Genomic DNA, 21,070 nt, shown 5'->3' with positions numbered 1-21,070 from the left:
AAGCCGCACCGGGAGTGGGAAGATCACGGTGGGCGGACGCTGCCGCATACAATATCAGACACAAGCTCTAAGGGCCGAACCCCCCATGCGCATCCTTTCCCTGGCTCCGACTCAGACGGAAATCCTCGCCGCGCTGGGTGCGTTCGACGACCTGGTAGGCGTGAGCGACAACTGCGACTTTCCCGAAGCCGTGAAGACGCTCGAACGCTTCGGACCGTGGGCCGCCCCGGACCTCCACAGGGTTCGTTCGGCCCGCCCCGACCTGGTCTGCACCTTCGGCCGCCATCAGCAAGAAGTCGCGGACCTTTTGCGTTCCCACGGGATCACCGTTTACCACAGCGATCCGGCGACCATCACCGAAGCATTGGAAACCTTCCGCGACCTGGCGGCGCTGACGCACAGAGCCGCGCAAGGCGAAAGGCTCCTCGGCAGCCTGGAAGGCCGCCTCCAAGCCGTCCACGAGCGCGCCGAACGGATCCGGCGGTCGAAGCGGCCGCGGGTGCTGCGCATCATGCACTGGGAACCGCTCATCACTGTGGGTCCCGGCGCCTTCCAGCACGATGTGATCGAGACGGCGGGAGCTGAAAACATCGCCGCCGACGGCGCCGCCCCCTACTTCGCCTGCGACCCGGCGGAGCTTGCCCGCCGTGACCCGGACCTCATCTTTTTCTGCGACCCGGCGCTTCTGGACCGTTTGCCGGCGGACCCGGTCTGGAAAACAACGCGCGCCGTGCGGGAAGGCCGCCTCAGAGTCTTCGACTGCGGGCTTACGTGCCGTTCCGGGCCGCGGATCGTGGACATGACGGAAGCACTCCAGAAAGCCTTCCTCAACCCGCCGCCCACCCCTTGAGCCTGCTTCCTTCGCCGGAGCGGGAAGGATGCCCCATGAGAACCGTTTGACGTTCATCGCGGCGAGGGCGCCGTACCCACATTGCATCGGTTGTGGGAGGCCCGGGCCGATGGGGTGACCTTTCGCGGGGAGCCCAAGGCGTACAGGGTGGCTTTCGCGGGGAGCGTAGGGTGCGTGGAGTTCCGCCGCATGGCGGGACGGAACGCACCAGACGATGAAAAAAACGTACGTTTTTTCATCGTCTGGAACAGACCACCATGCCGGAACGGACGGCCCCCTAGGAGCGTGTCCGAGCACTCAGCATCAACTCTTTGCGGCAACGCAATTCCCCTCGTTCCCAAGTTCTGGCTTGGGAACGGCCTCATGGGAATCGAAGCTGGAGCTTCTGCACAGTTGTGTTCCCAAGCTGGAGCTTGGGAACAAGGTGGACTACCAGGACGCCTTGGCGTTGCTCCACAAGGCGTGGACCCGGTGAGTTCCCTTGGTGCGTTGCGTTCGGCTTCGCCTCACGCCACGCACCCTACACAACCACCGCTTCATCCTGTGCTGCCATTCCGGCCGCCGGCAAGCCGGTTCTCACAGAGCATTCCGCTTCGGCTTTCCGGCCCCCGGCCGCAACGCGACGATCCGGGTCACCGGCAAGCCGGCTCCTACAAGAGTCGCTTTCGCGGGGAGCCCAAGGCGTACAGGGTGGCTTTCGCGGGAAGCGTAGGGTGCGTGGAGTTCCGCCGCATGGAGGAACGGAACGCACCAGACGCTGAAGAAAGACGTAGGGTTTTCGCCGGAAGTTCGAGAAAAGAGACCATGCAACGGCCTCGGTAAAGCGCGGGCCGTCAGGCGGCCCCTTCCAAGGCCACAGGGTCGCAGCCAGCTTCGGCACCGGCCAGGAGCGCGGCGATCCGCCCGTCCTTTTCTTCCCAAAGGCGGTTGAGCCAGTCGTGAAAACGGGCTCGGAATTCGCGGTCTTCAAAATAATCGCCCAGAAGTTCGGACGTTATTGGAAGCGCCCGCACGCGGACCTTAACCCGGGTAACCCGCCCGCACAGAAAGGCCCAGAAGCTTTTGACTCCTTCGGGATAGACGATGGTGACGTCCAGGATCCGGTGAAGCTGCTCGCCCATGGAGGCGAGAACGATAGCGATTCCCGCCGCCTTGGGCCGCAGCAGGTGCCGGAAGGGAGACCGCTGACCGTCCCGTTTTTCCGGGGTAAAACGCGTGCCTTCGACGAAGTTCATGACCGAAATCGGGATGGTCTTGAACTTTTCGCACGCCTTGACGGTGGCCGCCAGGTCTCCCCCCCTCGCCCTCGAACGCCGGGACGCCATCCCCCTCGGACTCCGCTCCATGAAAGGAAAATCCAAGGCCCACCACGCGAGCCCCAGAAAGGGGACGTAGATCAGTTCTTTTTTCAGGAAGAATTTCAGAAAGGGGATCTTTCGCCAAAAGATCTTCTGGAGCACCACGATGTCCGTCCACGTCTGGTGGTTGGCGAGAACCAGGTACCAGCCGTTTCGCTTGAGCCCCTCCAGACCTTTCACGTCCCAGTGGATCTTCTTGGTGAGTTTCAACGAAAGGTTGTTCCCTAGGATCCAGCCTTCGGCGATGCCGTTCAGGACCACATCACAGCATTTTCTCCACGGGCGAAAGGGGACGGCGAGCTTCAGGAAAGCCACCAGAAACAGCGGCAGGCAGCAGGCAACCGTATTGAACGACAGAAGAATCAGAGAAAGCGCTCCGTTTACGGGAGCCGGCAGGAAATGCAGCATCGTGTCGGTTCCTTTTTCCCTTCCACCCGCTTTCAGCCGGCTTCCGAAATGCTGTAGCTTTCGTCGATGAACTGCCGGATGAACTTTTCCAGTTCCAACGTGATGAGTGAACACCGGTTGCCGGCCATGCATTGCTTGACATCGTCCAGATCCAGCTTGAACGAAGCCGTGCGATTGTCCTTTTCCAGAGTGAGCAGGTAGTTTTGGGCGCCGATCAGGCGGTCTTTTTTCACTTTGAGGAAAATTCCGTAGCGCTGGATATCCGGATAGAGTTCGTGAATTTTCGCTTCCACTTCTTTTTGTTCGAACATCCGCATGCCCTCCTTTTCGAGAAAACGCCGCGCTTTCAAGCCAGCGAACCCGCCTGGGAAACGCGGCTCCAACCGGCCGCTTTTGATCCTCTCGCTAACTACCAGATGTAACGGACGGCTTCAATCGCAAAAGCGGAAAACCGCCGGAAGGTGTCAGCGGAGCGCCTTTTCGATTTCGCGCTTGATGATATTGATGCTCTTGGTGACGGGGATTTCCTTGGGGCAGACCCGCGTGCATTCGAAATGGTTTCGGCATCCCCAGGCACCGTCGGGTGTGTCCACGGCCTTGAGACGTTCTTCATGCCGGGCGTCCCGGGAATCGAAAATGTTCCGGAAGGCCCACACCAGGGCGGCCGGGCCGATGAAGGGGGTGCCTTCCTGGACGATGGGGCAGGACGCCGTGCAGCAGGCGCACAGGATGCAGCGGATCACGTGATCCAGCTTTTTACGGGCTTCGGGGGTCTGGAGGCGTTCCCGGTTCGGTTCTTCCAAGGCGGCGAGGAGATAGGGCCGCATCTGGTTGACGCGTTCGAAAAAGGGATCCAGGTCCACCACCAGGTCCTTGAGCACGGTGAAGGTCGGAAGCGGTTCCAAGAGGACTTCGGAATCCGCGACATCCTTGACCAGCTTCTGGCAGGCGAGGGCGCAGCGGCCGTTGATGCGCATGGCGTCCGAACCGCATACCCCGTGCCCGCAGGACATCCGGTAGCTCAGGCTCCCGTCCTGTTCCCACTTGATCCGGTTCAGGCAGTCCAGGATGCGTTCGCGCGGATCCGCCTGCACCACGTAGTCCTGATACCGCGGCTCGCTGTCCATCCGGGGATCGAACCGGTAGATCTTGAAACGCAATTCCATCTCAGTACACCCTCGGCTTGGGTTCGAAGCGGGTGACGGTCACCGGCCTGTAGAAGATCGCAGGCTCGCCGTCTTCCAGCGCGACCAGCGTGTGCTTGAGCCACCGTTGGTCGTCGCGATCCGGAAAATCTTCGCGCCAATGGGCGCCGCGGCTTTCCGTGCGTTTGAGCGCCGAAAGCACGATGGTTTCGGCGAGCCCCAGGAGGGACTCCAATTCCAGGGCTTCCAGAAGATCGGTATTGAAGCGTTCACCGCGGTAGTTCAGGTAGAGCCCGTCGCGGCAGCGGGCTTGGAGCGCCCGGATGTCCTCCAGCGCCTGCCGGAGGTCGGCTTCCCGGCGGAACACCGCGCAGCGTTCCATCATCACCTGCTGGAGTTCCCGGCGGAGGCCGTGGACGCGTTCCCCGGACGAGCGTCCCTTCAGCCGCTCGATGCGTTCCCGCACGGCATCGCCGGCATCCCGCGGGAGTTGGGGCCACGGAACGTTCGGGAGTTGCGCCAGCATTTTCTTTCCGGCTCGCCGGCCGAACACCACGAGATCCAGGAGCGAATTGCATCCCAGGCGGTTGGCGCCGTGAACGGAAACGCAGGCGCATTCACCGGCCGCGAAGAGCCCCGTGACCGGCTGCAGGTCTTTTCCCAGGACACGGCCGTCCACGTCGGTGGGGATGCCGCCCATCATGTAGTGGCAGGTGGGATGGACGGGAATGGGTTCGGAAGCCGGGTCGATCCCCAGGTAGATTCGGACGAAGGAGGAAATATCGGACAGGCGTTCGGCCAGGCGGTCCTTTCCCAGGTGTGTGAGGTCCAGGTGCACGATGTCCTGGCCGTCGATGCCGCGCCCTTCCTGGATTTCCTGCATGATGGCCCGGGAAACCACGTCGCGGGCGGCGAGGTCCTTGATGGTCGGCGCGTAACGTTCCATGAACCGCTCGCCGTCCCGGTTTCGGAGGATCCCGCCTTCCCCGCGGGCCGCTTCGCTGATGAGCACGCCCAGGCCGTGGATGCCGGTGGGGTGAAACTGGACGAATTCCATGTCTTCGAGCGGAAGGCCGGCGCGGTAAGCGAGGTAGACGCCGTCGCCGGTATTGGCGAAGCAGTTGGAAGTCGTCTTATAGACCTTTCCGAAGCCGCCGGTGGCGAGCAGAAGCAGCCGGCAGTGAAAGAGGTGGAGTTCCCCCGTTGCGAGGTCGTAGGCGACCAGTCCTGCCGCCCGGCCGTCCCGGAAGATGAGGTCCACGATGGAAAGTTCCGCATAGACGCGGATGCCCTTTCGGACGGCCTGGCCGTAGAGGGTATCCAGGATCACCCGACCGGTCCGGTCCGCCGCATAGCAGGCCCGTTTCACCGCCGCCTTCCCGTAGTCCCGGGTGTGACCGCCGAAGGCGCGCTGAGCGATCCTTCCTTCGGGCGTCCGGTTGAAGGGTACCCCCATGTGTTCCAGTTCGTAGACCGCTCGAGGCCCGTCCCGGGCCAGCACTTCCGCGGCGTCCTGGTCGGTCAGGTAGTCGCCGCCTTTCACCGTGTCGAACATGTGCCATTCCCAGGAATCGGGCTCCTCGTTTCCGATGGCGGCCGCGATCCCGCCCTGGGCTGCACCCGAATGGGACCGGGTGGGAAAGACCTTGGAGATGAGGGCCACGTCGGCCGAACCCACCGCTTCGACGGCCGTTCGGAGTCCAGCAAGACCTGACCCCACGATCACCACATCGTGCTTGTGTACCGGCATCATGCGATTTTTCACCTCCAGCAAGACGTTGGCGGGACCAGGCTTCGCAGGAAACCGACAATGCAAAGACAGCGATCCCAATCCCATGCGGGAGCGGCCTTGCCCACGATGGACGTCGCCGGCAGGCCGGTTCCGGCAAAAGCACCCCGAAACCTATTCTCGGACAAGCTCCTTGGGCGATCCCGCAACCTCCCTCGCGAGCACCCGCCAGACGGCGTCCACCTGCCTGCGGGTGGCTTCAAGGCTTCCGCCGTTATCGATCATCAGGTGGGCCCGCGCTCTCTTCCGATCGATAGGCATCTGCATGGCGAGGGTCCGTTCCGCTTCTTCGCGGGAAACGCCGTCCCTTTCCATGAGCCGCCGGACCTGGACTTCCGGCGGAGCATACACCAGGATCACCCGATCGAACCGGCCGTCCAGCCCGGCTTCGTAAAGGAGCGGAATGTCGAACAGGACGAACGCTTCCCGGTTGTGCGAGCAAGCTTCCCGCCAGCCCTCTTTTATGATTTCCATGACCGCAGGGTGCAGCACCGCGTTCACTTCGGCTCGAAGGCTCGGATCGTCGATGATGCGAAGCCGAAGGCGGCGGCGGTTCAGTTCGCCGTCTTCGAGGAAGAAATCCGGCCTCAGCAGTTCCCGCAGCCGCCGCCAGGAGCGGGTTCCGGGGCGGACCGCTTCCCGGGCGGCCCGGTCCGCGTCGAGGACGACCGCCCCCTTTTGTCGAAACAGGTCCGAAACCGTGCTTTTCCCGCTGGCGATCCCCCCGGTAAGGGCGATCCGCCGGGCGGCCGCCGGCTTCCCCTGAGGCTTCCCGGCGGAACGGTCTTTCGAAGGATTCGCTTCCACACCCATCCCGTCGCGCCTCCCGGCCCCCCGTTCAGCGCCGGAAGGCCTCGATCCCGGCAAACCGGGCGGAATCTCCCAGTTCTTCTTCGATGCGAAGGAGCTGGTTGTACTTCGCCACGCGGTCGGTCCGGGAAAGGGACCCGGTCTTGATCTGACCCGTCCGAGCGCCGACCGCCAGGTCCGCAATGAAGGTGTCCTCCGTTTCGCCGGACCGGTGAGAAATCACCGCTCGGTAGCCGGCCCGGTAGGCCATGGAAACGGCTTCCAGGGTTTCGGTCACCGTGCCGATCTGGTTGAGCTTGATCAGGACGGCGTTGGCCACGCCTTCGTCGATCCCGCGGGCCAGGATGCGGGTGTTGGTCACGAAGACATCGTCTCCCACGATCTGAACCTTGCTTCCCAGCTCTTTGGTGAGCCGTTTCCAGCCGGCCCAGTCGCCCTCGGCCATGCCGTCTTCCAAGGAAATGACCGGATAGCGTTCGCACCAGGACCGGTAGAACGCGACCAGTTCTTCGGCGCTCTTTTCCGGTGTCTTCTCCGCCGCCAGCCGGTAGGCGCCGTTTTCGTAAAATTCGCTGGCCGCCGCGTCCAAGGCGATGAACACGTCCTCCCCTGGAACGTAACCTGCCGCCTGGATGGCGTCCATGAGCAGCTCCATGGCTTCTTCGTTGGAGGCGAGGTTGGGCGCGAATCCGCCTTCGTCGCCCACCGCGGTGTTCAGCCCGCGGGCCTTCAAAATCTTCTTCAAGTGGTGGAACACCTCCGCGCCCATTCGGAGCGCCCCTTTGAAAGACGGCGCACCGGCCGGAACGATCATGAATTCCTGGATGTCCAGGTTGTTGTCGGCATGAGCCCCCCCGTTCAGAACGTTCATCATGGGAACCGGAAGGACATAGGCCGAGACGCCCCCCAGGTAACGGTAAAGCGACAGCCCGGTTTCTTCGGCGGCGGCCTTGGCGGCGGCCATGCTGACCGACAGGATGGCGTTCGCCCCCAGACGGCTCTTGTTTTCCGTGCCGTCGAGCGCGATCATGAAACGGTCGAGTTCCACCTGGTCCTGGGCATCCAAGCCGATGACCTTGAGCCCGATCTCCTCGTTCACGTGCCGGACGGCTGTCAGGACCCCTTTGCCCAGGTAGCGCTTTGCGTCTCCGTCCCTGAGTTCCAGGGCTTCGCGCGAACCCGTGGAAGCCCCCGACGGCACCGCCGCCCTCCCGGTGGCCCCCGACTCCAGAACCACCTCGGTTTCCACGGTGGGATTCCCCCGCGAATCGAGAATCTCCCTTGCCTTGACCGTCATGATTTCACTCATAGGCCCGTCCCTCCTTTTTCCAATCGATGGATCCGGTGGTCGTTCGAAAATATCATCACCTTTGAGCCCGCTGCAAATGATCTGCATTCACTCGACGATCACCAAAGACCGCCACCTGCTACGCCCCGCAGACGATCCACATTCCGGCTTCCCGTGCTGCGGGGCTCATCGTGCAGGAACCGACCTGCAGGGATTTGGATCGCCGGCAAGCCGGCTCCTACGACTTGGATCGCTCCTACGACTTGCGTCGCCGGCAAGCCGGCTCCTACGGTAGAAAAACATGTCTCGTTTGAACGGCACGAGACCGTAGCTCGTTCCAACGGCACAAAACCGTGCCTCGTGCCTACGGGCACGCGCTGTTCGATGGTCCCCATTCGGATGGCGGATGCCGCCCCCATCGAAGAAGTTCCGATGCGCACCGTGGAGGGCGCCCGCCGCCGCGCCGTCACGGGATCTCAAAGGCGAGCGGCAGCAGTCGTTCCAGGCAGATGCGTTCGGGGGTGACCCGCGCTCGGACCGCCGTCATGACGACTCCAGCCCGAACGGCCTTCCGGCAGGCTGCGGCATAGACGGGGTCGATGGCGTCGGCCGGCGCAAACCGAACGGCGTCTCCGCGCTGGACCACGTAAAACATGGCGGCGGCGATCCCGCGCTGCCTAAGGTGCATCAATTCCTCCAGGTGCCTGGTGCCGCGACTCGTCACAGCGTCGGGAAAAAGCGCCGTCCCGTCTTCCACCAGCGTCACGTTTTTCACTTCAACAAAAATCGGGCCTTCGGCCGAATCGACCTTAAGGTCGATTCGGCTGTGCTCGCCCAATCGGACTTCGCGGGCGACCCGCTGCACGGTCTTGAAGAGGGGCAGCGCCCGGTTTTCGGCGGCCCGAGCCGCCAGGATGTTCGGAATCCCCGTGTTGATCCCCACCCAGCCCCCGTTAATCCGGATCATTTCCCAAGTGTAAGCCGTCCGGCGCTTAGGTGAGGCGTTCGGCGAACAATAAACGGGCGCCCCTTCTTCCAGGCATCCCTTCATGGAACCGGAATTCGGGCAATGCACGGTCACCACCCGCCCGTCGTCGAGCATCACATCGGCCAGGAACCGCTTGTAGCGCCTAAGCAGGCGACCGGGCACCAGGGGAACGGAAAAGCGGTGACAGACGCCGCGGTGTGCGATCGGAGCGGAAGCGGTTTCCGGGTTATGAAGGGATTCGAGCCGTTGCAGGGTCCGTCTCCGTGGGCGAAGGAGGAACGTTCACGAGGAACGCGTGTTGTAAAGATTATAGGCTCGCGCAGCCGGACCGTCAACTTAAGCCGGGCAGGGCGGGCCGGCCTTCCGCGGCAGTCTCCAGGCGTTTCCTTGGCAAGGAGACAGGGCCGTGCTATAGAAATGCGCGCATCCGCAACCGTTTTGGAGAACGTTTTCATGCCAAACAAGGGACTGCATTCCCTGTCGCCCTGGACCGTCCCCATCATCGGATTCCTCGGCTTGATCCTCACGGGCTCCGCGCTCCTGCTCGCCTTCCCGACCGCCCGGGGGGACCACATCCCCGCCGTGGACGCTCTCTTCATGGCGACTTCGGCGACGTGTGTGACCGGACTCTCGCTTTACGACATCGGACGCGAGTTCACCCTGGGAGGGCAGCTGACCATCCTCGGGCTCATCCAGACAGGCGGCCTGGGCATCATGCTCTTTTCCACGGTCTTTCTCATGGTGCTCGGGCGCGGCGTCACGTTCCGCTCACGCTTTCTGCTCCAAGACATCTACACGCACGGCCCCAGCGCCGACCTTCTCAATTTCTTGAAACACATCCTTCTTTTCACGGTGGCTTTCGAATCCCTGGGAACGCTCGCGCTGTTCGTCCGGTTCCTGGACCGCTTCGAACCCCTGCAGGCCTTTTACCTCGCAGCGTTTCACGCGGTGAGCGCCTTCTGCAACGCCGGCTTTTCGCTCTTTTCCGATTCGCTCATGGCCTATGTGAGCGATGCGACGGTGAACGTCACCGTGGCCGGGCTCATCATCGCGGGCGGCCTCGGCTTCCTGGTGCTCTACGAAGTGCGCCGCATCTTCACGGCTCCGCAGGGCGGGCACCTCCTTCTCCGCTGGCGCCGGTTGTCGCTGCACACCAAGCTGGTGCTTGTCATGACCTCGGCGCTGCTCGCGGGAGGGACGGCCTTCTTCCTGATGACCGAATGGTCCGGTGTTCTCAGACCGCTTCCGGCCGCCGACCGGCTTCTCGCAGCTTTCTTCCAGTCGACCACGACCCGGACGGCCGGTTTCAACACCCTCGACTTTTCCGCCATGACCAATGTGACCCTCATGGGCACCATCATCTTGATGTTCATCGGCGCGTCTCCAGGTTCCGCGGGGGGCGGAATCAAGACCACGACCCTCGGTGTCCTGGTGGCCCTCAGCCGTACGCGGATCGGGGGCACTCCCATGGTTCACGCCTTCAAGCGGTCCATCAGCGAAGAAACGATAAACCGGGCCTTCGGCGTTACCGTTCTTTCCCTTTTGATCGTTACCATCGGAACGGTTCTGGTGCTGCTGATGGAGACAGGCAGCGTGCCGTTTCCTCAGAGCCGCGGGCGATTCATGGAGATCCTTTTCGAAACCACGTCGGCTTTCGGGACCGTGGGGCTGAGTATGGGCATTACCCCGACGCTCGGCACCTGGAGCAAGGTGATCCTGTCGGTCATCATGTTCACGGGACGGCTGGGACCGCTGGTGATCGCCATGGCGATCACGGCCCGGGAAGTGAAGGGACACTACGTCTACGCCGAAGAACCGGTCATGATCGGGTGAGGAAAACCTATGCGGCACATCGCCATCATCGGTTTGGGGAATTTGGGATTTTACCTGGGTCAGGAATTGACTTCCAAGGGCTTCGACGTGCTGGGGATCGACAAGGAAAAGGACGTGGTCCAGAGAGCCAAGACCGACATCGCCCAGGCCGTCCTCGCCGACGCGACCGACAAGGACACGCTCCTCGCCCTGGGAATCGGGGCCACGGAACTGGCGGTCGTCACCATCGGAACCAACATGCTGGCAAGCATCCTCGCCACGTTCCATCTCAAAGAAATCGGCGTGAAAGAAGTCTACGCCAAGGCATTGAGTTCAGAACACGAACGCATCCTGCGGCGGATCGGAGCCGACCGGATCCTCTTTCCGGAAAAGGACCTGGCCCTTTCGCTCGCCCGGCGGATCGCTAACCCCAACATGCTCGAATACCTCCCCTTCATCGAAGACCACGGCATTTTCGAATTGGGCCCTCCAGAAAGCTTCGTGGGGAAAACCCTCCGGGACCTGGACCTTATCAACCGCTACGGCATCCAGGTGATCGCCATCCGGGACGGCCGTTCGGGGAACCTCATCTTCATCCCCAAGGCCGATTTCGTCATCCGGGAAGCCGATGTCCTGATCCTGCTGGGTCCCAACACGGCCCTGGACCAACTGAGCAAGGAATCGGACGAATCCTGAGACTCCCCCACCCCCATCGGAAAGGACGACGCCATGATCGAACGGTATACCCGCCCGGAAATGGGCCGAATCTGGACACTCGAAAACAAGTACCGCAAGTGGCTGGACGTGGAAGTGGCCGTGTGCGAAGCGCGGGCGGAACGCGGCGAAATCCCTCCCCAAGCGATGCAGGATATCCGCGAAAAGGCCGCCTTCAATGTCTGCCGGATCGATGCCATCGAAAAGGAGACCCAGCACGACGTGATCGCCTTCCTCACCAACGTCGCCGAACACGTGGGGCCCGCCTCACGCTTCATCCACGAAGGGCTCACCTCCTCGGACGTTCTCGATACCGCCAACGCCCTGCTTTTCGTCGAAGCCGCCGACCTGCTCCTCCAGGATGTGGACCAGTTGCTTGCGGTGCTCAAACGGCGGGCCTTCGAATTCAAGGACACGGTCACCATCGGCCGGAGCCACGGCGTGCACGCCGAACCGATGACCTTCGGCATGAAATTCGCCCTCTGGTACGCGGAAATGCGCCGAAACCGTGAGAGGCTGGAACGCGCCCGGGAAACCATGCGGGTGGGAAAGATTTCAGGAGCCGTGGGGACCTACGCCAACATCGACCCGGATATCGAAGCGCGGGTCTGCCGCCGACTGGGCCTCCAGCCGGCCCCCATCAGCACACAGGTCATTCAGAGAGACCGCTACGCGGAATTCTTTGCGACGCTCGCCCTTATCGGCTGCTCCATCGAAAAGATCGCCGTGGAGATCCGGCACCTTCAGCGGACGGAAGTGCGGGAGGCGGAAGAATACTTCGCGCCGGGCCAGAAGGGCTCCTCGGCCATGCCTCACAAGCGAAACCCCATCGCCTGCGAAAATCTTTCGGGGCTCGCCCGGATTCTTCGAACCAACGCGCTGGCGGCCATGGAAAACGTGACTCTATGGCACGAACGGGACATCAGCCATTCCTCGGTCGAACGAGTCATCGGTCCCGATTCCACCATCCTTTGCGACACCATGCTGGTTCGGCTCACCCGCGTGCTGGACAGACTCCTCGTCTATCCCGACCGGATGCGCCGCAACCTGGAACTCACCGGCGGTCTCTTCTACTCCCAGCGGGTGCTTCTTGCGCTCACCGGAAAAGGCCTGAGCCGCGAAGAGGCCTATCGGTTGGTCCAGCGAAACGCCATGAAAGTCTGGCACGAAGGCGGGAACCTCAAGGAACGCCTCCAAGAAGACCAGGAAGTCATGCGGTGCCTTTCGCCCGAAGAACTGGCGCCGCTCTTCGACCTGGGCTACCACCTGAAACACGTGGACACCATCTTCCGAAAGGTGTTCCGAGACAACCCCTAGGAGCCTGTCCGAGAATGCCGATTTTTCCACCTTGTTCCCAAGCTCCAGCTTGGGAACAAGGGCAAGGGGATGCTGGAACTTGGAACAAGGTGGAAGAGTTCGGCCCTGGGAGCGCGGGCGTCTCGCCCGCAGAGGACGCCATGGGCCTGAAAGTTGCTGGCGGGACGCCCGCGCTCCCAGGTTGTTGCCCACCTGATTGTGGGGTCATGTGCCTAGCTTAATGGATATGGGGCGCTGCTTGATCTCGCTGAGGTCGATCATTCTGTCTACTTTGCGATTGAACCGTCGTCTTAAGGCTTCCAATCGCATTCATACAGGATCGTGCTCTCCCTTCGTTCCCAAGCTCTGGCTTGGGAACGGCCTGCCCGGGAAGCTTCAGCTTCCCTCGTGCTACAGCTGAAACACGCTGTCTTTCTAGCGAGCTTGTCAAGATCTCGAAGTGGTCTTTGTGGGTGAAGACCGGGATCCACGCTACGATAGTAGCGGGCCAACGTGGCGTTTCGGCTTTGCAGCGGCCTCAATCGCCGTGGATGAAGGGAAGCGGGACACCCTTCCGATAGGCGAGCGCCTGGCACGTGGCGATAAGCCGGCCGTTTTCGTCGGTCACTCTAATGTCGTAGAGCGCGGTCCTGCGGCTCCGGTTCATTTCCCGGGCTTCGGCCGTAAGTCGGCTTCCCGGTTCCGCGGCCGCCGTGTAGTTGACGGTCATGCTGAGGGCCACCGCGACGGTTCCGTGGGAATTGACGGCCGTTTCAAAGGCTTCGTCCATGAGGGCGAAAACAGCCCCGCCGTGGGCCATCCCGAAGATGTTTTCGAGATCCGACGTGAAATCCATTTCCACGCGCGAATAGCCTGCGCGGAGGTCGACCAGGCGCAACCCGAGCTTCCGCGCGAAGGGCTCCCGAGCGACGCGATCCACAAGGGCCTGCTTCAGGGTTTCGTCCATGGGTGGTCCTTTACTTCAACGGCTGCATCTTTCGTCAGGACGGGAACGAAGACCGAAGAGGGTGCTTCACGTCGCCAGCGAACCGAGGAAGTCCCGGGCTGAAATCAGAAACCAGCCACCGAAGAAGATGAGCACCGCCCCGCAGGCCCGAAGCGTCCATCGGTAGCCGGAATCGCCGAGCAGGGTCTTTCCGCGGCTGACCCCGAAGGACACCAGGCTGTACCAGGCGAAATCGGCCGCGATGTGTCCCACGAAGAACAAGGTCACACCAGGGGCGCCGTACTTCATGGCCGCGATGAGGTACCCCAGACCGATGGTGGCCCACCAGAGCGTCCAATAGGGATTGGCGAGGCTTGCCAGCGCCCCCATCACCACGGGATGGCGCGCACCGCTTCGCTTGTCGGCGGCCGGATCCCAGCGCAGGGAAAGCCGGCCGGCGCTTCGCAACATGTCCCAGCCCAGGTAGACGAGCAACGTGCCGCCGAGGAGCGCGACCACGCCCGTGACGGTGGGAAGCTTGAGATACGGACCCAGCCCCAAAAGAATCGCCGCCACCAGGGCCAGTTCCAGAATGGAATGACCGGTGATGAGGAGCGGGCCCGCTCTGAAGCCGGTCCGCGCCGATTCCGAAAGGGTCACGGTAAAGAGCGGTCCCGGCATGAGCGCCCCCGAAAGGGCCAGCATGAAGGATCCGCCGAAGATGGCCAGGTATTCGATCACGGTGACTCCACGGCACGATGAGGACCCGCCGGCCTCAATGCACCGGTTGCTTACGGCTGAATGGATGTGCCCAACAGCCCGAGGAACTTCCGCATCCACTCGGGATGGGCCGGCCAGGCGGCCGCCCACCGGCGGCAAAACTCATCCCTCTCTTCCTATCTAAAGGACCTGAGATCGTTTTTCAATCGATCGTTTTTCAAAACACCCCGCCCGGCGGGCTCTTGCTCCCGGGGGACATTCGGGTTAAGGATGGGGCGCGGTTTTTCGGGAAAACGTCGCCCCGGTGTCGAAATGGAAGGAGTAGGCCATGCACGTCCTGGAAGATATCACCATGGTCCGGTTTGAAACAGAACGGCAATCCGTTCGAACGATCATCATCCCCTGCGGATCGCTGGAAGAACACGGGCCGCACCTTCCGCTCGGAACCGATACCTTCCACGCGGTTGCCCTGGCCCGGGAGGCTTCGCGGAAGGCCTCCGTGTGGGTGGCACCGCCGCTTTGGTACGGCGTCTGTCGCAGTTCCAGCGAACACCCGGGTACCGTGGGCATCCGGAGCCGCACTTTGCACCGCTTGCTGAAAGACGTCATCCGTGGCTTCTACGCGCAGGGCATTCGGCGTTTTGTCGTTTTGAGCGGCCACGCGGGCGGGACCCACATGGCGACCCTTCTTGACGCCGCGGAAGAATCCATGGCCGAACTGCCGGAGAGCGCCTTCGCCGTGCTCTCCGTGCTGGATCTGGGAAAGGAGGCCTGGCGCGGCGTTCAGGCCACACCCGGCGATTCCCACGCGGGCGAAGTGGAAACCTCACTCATGCTCCACCTGCACCCTGATCGGGTCCAGGGCTCCGCACCGGAAGAATACCCGAGTTTTCCCCCGCATCTCCTGGTACGAAACAAGCGCGCGTTCTGGGCTCACGGGGTATGGGGAAACCCTGCACTCGCATCGGCCGAAAAAGGCCGAACCCTCATGGAACGTTCCACCGACGCGTTGGTGGAACTGATCCGCCGCCTCGAAGCCTGGCGGGAACCCTCAGGAAATGGAGCCGACGGAGGCGACCCGCTTGTCTGAATCAAGAAGAAAGACCCCGGAACTCCTGGCACCGGCCGGCAATCTGGAAAGCTTTTTCGCGGCCCTGGAAAGCGGAGCCGACGCGGTCTACCTGGGGCTCAAAGAACTAAACGCCCGAGCGCTCGCCCCCAACTTCACCCTGGACGATCTGGCCCGTATCATTCCCTATGCCCACGCCCGGGACGCGGCCGTCCACGTGGCCCTGAACAGCCTGGTAACCGCCCTGGAATTCCCCCGGATCCTGGATCTGCTTCAATCGCTTGCCGACCTCGCCCCCGACGCCGTGATCGTTCAAGATCCGGGAATCTTTCAGCTCGCCCGTGACCGGTTTCCCACGCTCACCCTGCACGCCAGCACCCTCATGGGCGCCCACAACGCCGCCGGTGTAAACGCTCTCGCGCGGCTCGGCGCCTCCCGCATCGTGCTGGCTCGAGAACTCAGCTTCGACGAAATCCGGGACATCACCCGAACTACCACGGCGGAAATCGAAATATTCGTTCACGGAGCCCTTTGTTTTTCTTTTTCCGGGTTATGCCTTGCGAGCAGCTTTCGAGGCGGTCACAGCGGGCTGCAGGGCCGCTGCGTGCAACCCTGCCGGCTGAAATTCCGGCAAGGAAAAAGGGAAGGCTACTTCCTTTCCTGCAACGATTTTTCCGCGCTTGACTGGATTCCCCGGTTGAAGGCGCTTCGGATCGCCGCCTTCAAAATCGAAGGCCGCATGAAAAGCGCCGATTACATCGCCCAAGTCGTCCGAGCCTACCGAGACGTCATGGACGCGCCCCCGGACAGGCATTCCGAAGCCATCGCCCACGCCCGGGAACGGCTCGGGCTCGCTCCGGCCCGGAAGTTGACCCAAGGTCACCTGGAAGGCGAAAACGCTTCGGGCATTCTCACCCCGCATCGGTCCGGTTCCAGCGGCCTGTGGGTCGGAAACGTGCTGACGGTGGAAGAAAAACGTGTACTTGTGGACCTTCGTCACGGAATCCGAAAGGGCGACCGCCTCCGAACGGAATCCCCGGACGGCAGGGAGCAAAAGCCCTTCGCCGTTCAGGCGCTGTTGTCACTCGAAACGAGCGCGCCCCGGGAAGAAGCTGGGCCGGGAGAAAAGATCTTTTTGAAGGCCGCCCGGGATCTGCAGCCGGGCGAACGGCTCTTTCGGATCGGCGGTCAACTGGAAGATCCGGTTCGGTGGAGAAGGGTCCTCCTGGACGCTGTCCCGAAACCCCGCCCATATCGGAAAACCTTCCCCGCTCCTGACTCCGTTTCCGATTCCTGGCCGACCGTTCCCGCCAGACATTCACATTTTGCAGAAACCCTTTTGGTGAAGGTCGGCCGTTATGAAGAACTGGGAAACGCCATGGCGTCCCCCGCCCACGGGGTGCTCCTCACCGCCTCCAAGCCCAACCTGGAGCGTTTGGCAAAGGCACGACTTCACCCCGCGCAGAAAAAGCGCTTCGCCTGGTCTCTTCCCCCCGTGATCCTGCCGAAAGACCTGGATTATTACCAGCGGGCCGTCCGGTGGTTCGTGGACCGGGGATACCGGAACTGGGAACTCAACAACTGGGGACATTTTGACTTCTTTCGGGAAACCGAAAGACTGGTGCTTGCGGCCGGCCATCGCTTCAACGTGAGAAACCCGGCGGCCCTTGCCGCCCTTGGCGCACAGGGATGCGCCCGGACGGTGCTTTCGCTGGAAATCACCGGCCGGGAAATTCAGCGCCTGCTTCGATCTCCCCTGGGAAGCGTGCCTGTGGTGACCGTCTACGCCTGGCCCGCCCTCTTCACGTCGCGGCTCAAACCCGCCCTGCTCGCGGGAAAACCCTTCGTGACCCCAAGGAACGAACCCTACCTTCTTCTGTCGGAATCGGGGATTACGGCGGTTTACGCCGACCGTCCCGTGAGTTGGCTGGCCCGGCTGGCGCCGCTTCGCAGCTGGGGCGTACGCTGCTTTCTCATCGATCTGAGTGAAGGCCCCCGCAGAAACCCGAAAGATTTGGAACGGGTTTTGAGCGGATTCAAGCGCGGCCGGGCCGACGAACCGTTTTCGGAATTCAACTGGGATCGGGAACCGGTGAAGCACAGGGCGTCCTTGAAAGACAGACGGTAAGAATCATCGGAGGGCGACGTTCGCGGCCCGGCCTGGAATCTTCCCACCGCCTTCGGATCCGTAGGCGCACGGCTGCTGCAGTGCATCCCCCGCTATCGGCCCTTCCCGCCTGGAAGTCTTGCCGGAAATGGTCTAGACTTGAGGCGGTCGGAATCGTAAGGGATCATGCGGGGAACCGATTTTTCGATCCGGCTCCGGGCGTCGGCTTTGAAAACCCGGAGTGCGGGCAGGGAGCAATTCATGGCGCAACCTTCTTTCGTTCATCTCCACGTTCACAGCGAGTACAGCCTCCTGGACGGCGCGATCCGACTGGCCGATCTTCTGGACACGGCTCGAAGCTACGGGATGCCGGCGGTGGCGGTCACCGACCACGGCGGCATGTTCGGAGCCCTGGAATTCTACGAAAAGGCCAAAAAAGCGGGCATCAATCCCATTGTGGGATGCGAAGTGTACGTTGCGCCGAAAAGCCGTTTCGATCGGCAGGCGGCGCCCGGGCCCAACGGCGATGAAGACCGAAACCATCACCTTGTGCTGCTTGCCGAAAACGACGCCGGTTACCGCAACCTCATGAAGCTTGTTACCCTAGCGCACCTGGAAGGCTTTTACTACAAACCGCGGGTGGACAAGGAGCTGCTGCGGGCCCACAACCAGGGGCTCATCGCCCTTTCGGGGTGCCTCAAAGGGGAAGTGGCTTCGAATCTCCTCCAGGGACGGAAGGCGACGGCCGTCAAAGCGGCGGAAGAATACGCGGCCATTTTCGGGCCGGACCGGTACTACTTGGAACTCCAAGCCAACGGCATCCCGGAACAGGCCACCGTGAACGAAGGCCTCATCCAGCTGGCTCGAGACCTAGGGCTCCCGCTGGTGGCCACCAACGACTGTCACTACCTGCGCCGGAGCGACGCCCGTGCCCACGAACTGCTGCTTTGTATCCAAACGGGAAAGACCATCCTTGACCAGAAACGGATGAAGTTTTCCACCGACCAGCTCTACTTCAAGTCTCCCGAAGAAATGGCCCGGGAATTCGCCCACGTTCCCGAAGCGCTGGAAAACACCGTGCGGATCGCGGACCGCTGCCGTCTCGAGATCCCCTTGGGCGAATACCATTTCCCGGTGTTTCCCTTGGAAGAGGGCGAAAGCATCGAAGACCGTTTCGAAAAGGAAGTCCTGGAAGGCTTCGAGCGCCGCCTAAAGCAGATCCAGAAACGCCGGCCGCATTTCGGCTCCAGGGAGCGCGAGGAATACGATAAGCGGCTCCGCTACGAAATCGACGTCATCCGGGAGATGGGCTTCGCCGCCTACTTCCTCATCGTGGCCGACTTCATCGGGTACGCGAAAAAGCAGGGCATCCCCGTAGGGCCGGGCCGCGGATCCGCCGCCGGAAGCCTGGTCGCCTACGTCATGGAGATCACCGACCTCGACCCCATCGAACACGGGCTCATCTTCGAACGGTTCCTCAACAAGGAACGCATCAGCATGCCGGATATCGACGTGGACTTCTGCATCCACGGCCGGGACGATGTGCACCGTTACGTTTCGGAAAAATACGGGTCGGACCGGGTCGCACACATCACCACCTTCGGAACCATGCAGGCGCGAGCCGTGATCCGCGATGTGGGCCGCGCCATGGGCATGGCCTACGGCGACGTGGACCGCATTGCGAAGCTCATCCCGGCTTCTCCCGGCATGACGCTCAAGAAGGCCTTTGAACTGGAACCGCGCCTGGCCGAAATACAGCGCGACGACCCGCAGGTGCGGGAACTCTTCGAAGTGGCTTTCGCCCTGGAAGGCCTGCCCCGGCATGTGTCCACCCACGCGGCCGGCGTCGTCATCGGCGACCGGCCCATCGTCGAGTACATGCCGCTCTACCGGGACCAGGACGGAGAGATCGTCACGCAATATTCGATGAAGTACGTGGAAAAAGCCGGGCTCATCAAGTTCGATTTCCTGGGGCTTCGGAACCTCACGGTCATCCACAATGCCGTGAAACTCATCGAAAAGAATCACGGAATCCAGCTCAATATGGAGGAACTCCCGCTGGACGACTCGGAAACCTACGCGCTGCTTTCGCGGGCGGACACCACCGGGGTGTTCCAATTGGAAAGCTCCGGCATGCGCGACATCATGGTCCGGCTGCACCCGGAAAATTTTGCGGACATCGTGGCGCTTGTCGCACTCTACCGGCCGGGACCCCTGGAAAGCGGCATGGTGGAGCAGTATATCGACGGCAAACATGGAAAAATCGACATCACTTACGAGCTGGAAGCGTTGCGGCCGATCCTGGAATCCACCTATGGGGTGATCCTCTACCAGGAACAGGTGATGAAGATCGCGAGCGTCCTCGCCAATTACACCTTGGGCGAAGCCGACATCCTCAGGCGGGCCATGGGAAAGAAGATCCCGGAAGTGATGGAGGCGCAGCGCCAGAGGTTCCTGGACGGGGCCAAGGCCAACGGAATCGACCTGGCCAAGGCGAACCATATCTTCGACCTCATGGCGAAGTTCGCCGGATACGGCTTCAACAAGTCCCACAGCGCCGCCTACGCGCTCATCGCCTACCAGACCGCTTACCTTAAGGCCCACTATCCCGTGGAATTCATGGCGGCCCTTCTGAACAGCGTTCTCAGCAACACGGACCAAGTCGTGAAGCTCATGAACGAGTGCCATGACAAGGGGATCGAGGTCCTGCCGCCGGACGTCAATTTGAGCGATCGGGACTTCACCGTCGTGGAAGGGAAGATCCGGTTCGGGCTGGCGGCCGTCAAGAACGTGGGGGAAAGCGCCATCGAGAGCATCCTTCGGAGCCGGAACAACGAGGGCGCTTTTCGATCTATTTACGATTTCTGCGAGCGGGTGGACACTCAGCGGGTGAACCGCCGGGTGATCGAGCAACTCATCAAGTGCGGTGCGTTCGATTCGATCCACAACAGCCGGGCGAGCACCTTCGCCGCCCTGGACACCGCCCTGGAGCGGGCGCAGGTCGTGCAGCGCGACCGCCAGTCCGGCCAGCTCAACATGTTCGAGCTGTTGAGAAACCGGAAACGGGCTGCGTCGCCGCCGCTCCCGGATGTGCCCGCCTGGGACAGCCGCACCACGCTTCAGTACGAAAAAGAATCCATCGGCTTCTATGTCTCCGGCCACCCGCTGGACCACTACGCCGACCAGCTGGCCACTCTCTGCAGCGCCGACAGCCAAAGGGTTCGGGAAAAACCGGAGGGCACCCAGGCCATCCTCTGCGGACTCATCTCGGTCACTAAGGAGCTGACCACCAAGCGCGGCGAGCGCATGGCGTTCCTCACGCTGGAAGACAAGCTGGGAACCCTGGAAGTGGTCGCTTTCCCTGAGGTTTTCAGCCAGTCCCGGGAGCTTTTGGAACAAGATGAGCCGAAAGTGGTCATCGGCACCGTGCAGCATGATGAAAAGGGATCCAAGGTCATCGCCGAAAGGATTCTCACACTGGAAGACGCTCAGGTGGAAGCCGTGGAATCGGTCCGGATCCATCTGAAAGCGGAACAGCTGAACCGGGACACCATCGAACGCCTGCGGCACCTGTTGATCAGCCACGCGGGCGAATGTGAGACGTTTCTTCATGTGGACGTGGAACGTGAAGCGGAAGCCGTCATCGCGCTCAACGCGAAGCTCCGCGTCAACCCCACGGCGTCCTTCTTTCTGGAGATGGGCCGTCATTTCGGAGAAGGCACCGCGGAACCGGTGCTGCGGATGTGCCGGCAATAAACGGGAGGTTTTCG

General features: G+C 62.1%; 16 protein-coding genes. 7 read left to right on the top strand and 9 right to left on the bottom strand.

Translation table 11 applies throughout. The features are described 5' to 3' along the window. Window positions 1-85: 85 nt before the first annotated feature. On the top strand, window positions 86-850 hold the full coding sequence (locus FDQ92_RS09660; protein WP_137424550.1) for an ABC transporter substrate-binding protein: 765 nt from the start codon (window positions 86-88) through the stop codon (window positions 848-850). An 833-nt stretch (window positions 851-1,683) separates the two neighbouring features. Here the strand turns inward: FDQ92_RS09660 and FDQ92_RS09655 are convergent. The 7 genes from FDQ92_RS09655 to sfsA form a co-directional block, all read right to left on the bottom strand. Further along, window positions 1,684-2,616 (bottom strand): acyltransferase, encoded by a 933-nt coding sequence (locus tag FDQ92_RS09655; RefSeq protein WP_137424548.1) that lies wholly within the window; start codon window positions 2,614-2,616, stop codon window positions 1,684-1,686. Window positions 2,617-2,648: 32 nt separating this feature from the next. Continuing rightward, on the bottom strand, window positions 2,649-2,927 hold the full coding sequence (locus FDQ92_RS09650) for a hypothetical protein (RefSeq protein ID WP_137424546.1): 279 nt from the start codon (window positions 2,925-2,927) through the stop codon (window positions 2,649-2,651). A 153-nt stretch (window positions 2,928-3,080) separates the two neighbouring features. Then, complete coding sequence (locus FDQ92_RS09645) at window positions 3,081-3,782, bottom strand: succinate dehydrogenase/fumarate reductase iron-sulfur subunit (protein WP_137424544.1); 702 nt, start codon at window positions 3,780-3,782, stop codon at window positions 3,081-3,083. A gap of 1 nt (window position 3,783) precedes the next feature. Further along, a complete protein-coding gene (gene sdhA, locus FDQ92_RS09640; protein WP_137425791.1) occupies window positions 3,784-5,511 on the bottom strand; it encodes a succinate dehydrogenase flavoprotein subunit in 1,728 nt (575 codons plus the stop codon). Between the two features lie 153 nt (window positions 5,512-5,664). Beyond that, window positions 5,665-6,363 (bottom strand): dephospho-CoA kinase, encoded by a 699-nt coding sequence (coaE, locus tag FDQ92_RS09635; protein WP_137424543.1) that lies wholly within the window; start codon window positions 6,361-6,363, stop codon window positions 5,665-5,667. Between the two features lie 25 nt (window positions 6,364-6,388). Further along, window positions 6,389-7,669, bottom strand: coding sequence for a phosphopyruvate hydratase (eno, locus tag FDQ92_RS09630; RefSeq protein WP_137424541.1), 1,281 nt, complete (start codon window positions 7,667-7,669; stop codon window positions 6,389-6,391). Between the two features lie 445 nt (window positions 7,670-8,114). Next, window positions 8,115-8,801 carry a DNA/RNA nuclease SfsA gene (gene sfsA / locus FDQ92_RS09625; RefSeq protein ID WP_342780375.1) on the bottom strand — a complete coding sequence of 229 codons (687 nt, stop codon included), beginning with the start codon at window positions 8,799-8,801 and terminating at the stop codon, window positions 8,115-8,117. Window positions 8,802-9,089: 288 nt separating this feature from the next. Between sfsA and FDQ92_RS09620 the strand changes: the two genes are divergently transcribed. Genes FDQ92_RS09620 through purB form a run of 3 tightly spaced genes read left to right on the top strand, consistent with a single transcriptional unit; the run spans window position 9,090 to window position 12,479 of the window. Then, window positions 9,090-10,469, top strand: coding sequence for a TrkH family potassium uptake protein (locus FDQ92_RS09620; protein WP_170180281.1), 1,380 nt, complete (start codon window positions 9,090-9,092; stop codon window positions 10,467-10,469). Between the two features lie 9 nt (window positions 10,470-10,478). Beyond that, the gene (locus tag FDQ92_RS09615; RefSeq protein ID WP_137424535.1) at window positions 10,479-11,144 is read left to right on the top strand and encodes a potassium channel family protein; all 666 of its coding nucleotides are present in this window, start codon (window positions 10,479-10,481) and stop codon (window positions 11,142-11,144) included. Between the two features lie 33 nt (window positions 11,145-11,177). Next, window positions 11,178-12,479, top strand: a complete 1,302-nt coding sequence (gene purB / locus FDQ92_RS09610; protein WP_137424533.1) for an adenylosuccinate lyase — start codon at window positions 11,178-11,180, stop codon at window positions 12,477-12,479. 517 nt (window positions 12,480-12,996) lie between these two features. Here purB and FDQ92_RS09605 read toward each other — a convergent pair. Beyond that, complete coding sequence (locus FDQ92_RS09605; protein WP_137424531.1) at window positions 12,997-13,425, bottom strand: PaaI family thioesterase; 429 nt, start codon at window positions 13,423-13,425, stop codon at window positions 12,997-12,999. A gap of 66 nt (window positions 13,426-13,491) precedes the next feature. Further along, complete coding sequence (locus FDQ92_RS09600) at window positions 13,492-14,274, bottom strand: LysE family transporter (RefSeq protein ID WP_246041947.1); 783 nt, start codon at window positions 14,272-14,274, stop codon at window positions 13,492-13,494. Window positions 14,275-14,452: 178 nt separating this feature from the next. Here FDQ92_RS09600 and FDQ92_RS09590 point away from each other — a divergent pair, with 178 nt between their 5' ends. The 3 genes from FDQ92_RS09590 (at window position 14,453) to dnaE (ending at window position 21,056) form a co-directional block, all read left to right on the top strand. Beyond that, window positions 14,453-15,214 (top strand): creatininase family protein, encoded by a 762-nt coding sequence (locus tag FDQ92_RS09590; protein WP_137424530.1) that lies wholly within the window; start codon window positions 14,453-14,455, stop codon window positions 15,212-15,214. Then, window positions 15,207-17,321 (top strand): peptidase U32 family protein, encoded by a 2,115-nt coding sequence (locus FDQ92_RS09585; protein ID WP_170180280.1) that lies wholly within the window; start codon window positions 15,207-15,209, stop codon window positions 17,319-17,321. The genes FDQ92_RS09590 and FDQ92_RS09585 overlap by 8 nt, the downstream gene beginning before the upstream one ends. Window positions 17,322-17,561: 240 nt before the next feature. Beyond that, window positions 17,562-21,056 carry a DNA polymerase III subunit alpha gene (gene dnaE / locus FDQ92_RS09580; RefSeq protein WP_137424528.1) on the top strand — a complete coding sequence of 1,165 codons (3,495 nt, stop codon included), beginning with the start codon at window positions 17,562-17,564 and terminating at the stop codon, window positions 21,054-21,056. Window positions 21,057-21,070 lie beyond the last annotated feature (14 nt).

Source organism: Desulfoglaeba alkanexedens ALDC, from assembly GCF_005377625.1.
GTDB classification, from domain to species: domain Bacteria; phylum Desulfobacterota; class Syntrophobacteria; order Syntrophobacterales; family DSM-9756; genus Desulfoglaeba; species Desulfoglaeba alkanexedens.
The sequence above is the reverse complement of the archived record's forward strand: the minus strand, read 5'-3'. Positions and strand labels throughout refer to the sequence as shown.